This is a genomic window from Anaerotruncus sp. 1XD42-93, assembly GCF_009917605.1.
In the GTDB taxonomy this organism is placed as follows: Bacteria; Bacillota; Clostridia; order Oscillospirales; family Ruminococcaceae; genus Anaerotruncus.
Map to the genome: position 1 here is coordinate 1 of NZ_QZEG01000138.1, position 2,524 is coordinate 2,524.

The following is a 2,524-nucleotide window of genomic DNA, read 5'->3' on the forward strand; positions in this document are numbered from 1 at the left end:
AACAGCATTTTCGGAGGTTCCGGCAGCATTGAAGCAGACTTGTGCGGAGGTGTTGATTGAAAGCGGTCTGCCGGAGCTTGTACCGGTCAGCTTTGGAGGCACAGCGGAGGGATAAGACAAAAGCCACCTGTAAAGGCGGCAAGGATTGACAAAAAGCAGCGCACAAGGTAGAATAAAGCAGGCGCTGCAACAACGGCAGGCGGTTGGCCACACCACCCGAAAGGGGGTGAGGCAATGCCAATTACCATAACGTTACATATCTTCGGGTATACCGTAACGATACGGATAAAAGGTAGAAACCGCCACCCTGGCCGGTGACGGTTTCTGTTGAGAAACTTTAACTAGACTGGGCTAACCGCTTGTCGCAGCGCCTTTCTACTTTTTATTATACTGCTTTCAGCCGCTTTGTCAAGTGAGGACAAGCGGCTGTTTTTGTGCGCCCTCGTCAAATAAGGCGGACAAAAACCGGGTGTTACAGAGCGATTTGTACGCACAGTTTGCGAGTAAGCTGCAAAACCCTAACGTGCAAATTGACACAAGTAATATCTTCGAGCCACCCTTGAATCAGATGTCAGAAGTTGATTACCATGCGGTTGATATGATAGCATCCGATGAGGGCCTAAAATATGCCCCAACACCCAACTCGCTGCCTCCGTATTTTTGGAATGTGATTACTTTGCGCGGAAATAGAAATCGTGCAGTACAGTTCGCTCATCAAGCTTTTGGTTATGGGGCCGACCAAAATGCGATCTTTGTGCGCTCACGCCATAACGATACAAATGATTTCAGCGGGAAAACGTGGCAGGCATGGGTCAGGATTGCCACTGCGGCACCTTCAAAACGATATGAGGTAGCCTATGCGGACGGGTTCGGCAAATGGGTATGGGACAGTTTGCCCATAGAAAGTTACTACTGCCAAACACAAGAAGGTATCGTTATTGGCTCGGTCGCGTGCGAAAAGACGGATAAAACAGATATTGCGTGCTGCACTCAAATTGCCACACTACCCGTTGGATTCAGACCCAAAAGCCACTTGTTTCTTCCCGGCATTTTTAGGGGTACCGACCATTATTATAAGGGCTTAGGGGCTATGACTATCGACGCAAACGGCTCTATTCAGTGTCATTACAGCGTGGATGGATGTAACAAGTTTGTAGCATCCTTTTGTTTTTTGGCAAAATAGCTCCCAGTCAGTCGGACTAGTCTCATTTTATCTTTAGATTGGGATTGTTAAGCAGATGGGCAAATCAGAATTTAACATAGTCTGCACATTAGAATGCTGTGTCAAAATATACATTTTGCCATCTAAGTTAATTCTAAGCGTGACTATACTATCCTTAGTTTCAGATGATAGAGTTCTCCAATAATAGTTTTTTGGCCTATATCCCGCTGGCAGGTAAGCAATTACTCTATTATCATTTGTTATAGCATTTGGTTGCTTAATTCTTCCTGTAACATATACAACCTTTCCATCTGCTCCTTTCCGATATTTTAATGCCGCAGCGCTGTCACCATTTTGATTGATCCATCCGTTTATCATTGGGAGCGCTTTCCACTCCATGTCCTCACAATAGCAGGTTGCGACTTCCCGCCATGCTTGCCACTGAGTATAATCGTAATTATTGTTATCCCTATGACGCGTACGCAAAAAAATTCGTCCGTTGTCTTCTCCCGTATAGCACTGCGTAGCGACCTGTAACGCTCGATTATGATATAAATTGAATGTCAATGTTTCGAAGTGGTTTGCGAACATGGACGATGACATCGGTGGAGCACCTGCGGGTCTACCTGCTTTATTATAGCCCAACGCTCTATGGTCAAGTAGCGCCATATTATCCAATGGTGGATTATTAAACAGTATCTCGGGTGTAATGCTCAGGTTGGGTGCCTGTACATCTTGGGCATACTGTGCATACAGATTCGTTTGCAGCGCCTTGTTCTTGTCTGCTTTTTGGGTTAGAAGGGTGTTGATATTCGCAATCCCTACCTGTGCCCAATCGACGCTCCATACCTTGTCCCATACTCTACGCATATAGATATTGGGACTGGTAAAGCCAAAAGCGACCACATCTTTTCGTAAGCCGTCAGACAAAATAACATAGAAATATTCGCATAGTGTTGGTGGACGATCTTCGGCGTTATAAAGAGGGGACTTATTATCCCCAAACGCGATCACAGTACCGCCATCACTTACAGCATTGACCATTTCCAGCACGGTCGTATAATGCTGATAAGCTCTTTTGGCATCCAAAACAGTTTCCATTTTCTCCGCCTTATTTGACTATGGAACGGATTTAGATAGGTAAATGTGGTGCCACCTATTTTTCTAAAGCCACTAATTTTAGCCACTAATTTTGTCAACCAAAAGAAAATCAAAAAATTATGAAAGGAAGATTAAATTGGATTATAAGTATAGTTGCGTCGTTGATGAGAACAACCTCTACAAAACGTTCGTCCTCGTCTATCTGGAGCCGGGAGAGGGCGGCGAAATAAGAGAGACCATATCGGGCTATGAGCTTGCGGA

At 45.0% G+C, this 2,524-nt stretch carries 2 protein-coding genes; one reads left to right on the forward strand and one right to left on the reverse strand.

Annotated features, from left to right (window positions below; genetic code table 11):
* The first annotated feature begins 469 nt into the window (after positions 1–469).
* Positions 470–1,183 carry a hypothetical protein gene (locus tag D5269_RS17395; RefSeq protein WP_120487334.1) on the forward strand — a complete coding sequence of 238 codons (714 nt, stop codon included), beginning with the start codon at positions 470–472 and terminating at the stop codon, positions 1,181–1,183.
* Positions 1,184–1,216: 33 nt separating this feature from the next.
* Here D5269_RS17395 and D5269_RS17400 read toward each other — a convergent pair whose 3' ends face one another.
* Positions 1,217–2,263, reverse strand: coding sequence for a hypothetical protein (locus tag D5269_RS17400; RefSeq protein ID WP_120487336.1), 1,047 nt, complete (start codon positions 2,261–2,263; stop codon positions 1,217–1,219).
* Between the last annotated feature and the right edge of the window lie 261 nt (positions 2,264–2,524).

What these genes read in the sequence shown, in the direction of transcription:
- D5269_RS17400 (WP_120487336.1), bottom strand. Translation starts at nt 2,263, where the DNA reads ATGGAAACTGTTTTGGATGCCAAAAGAGCTTATCAGCATTATACGACC.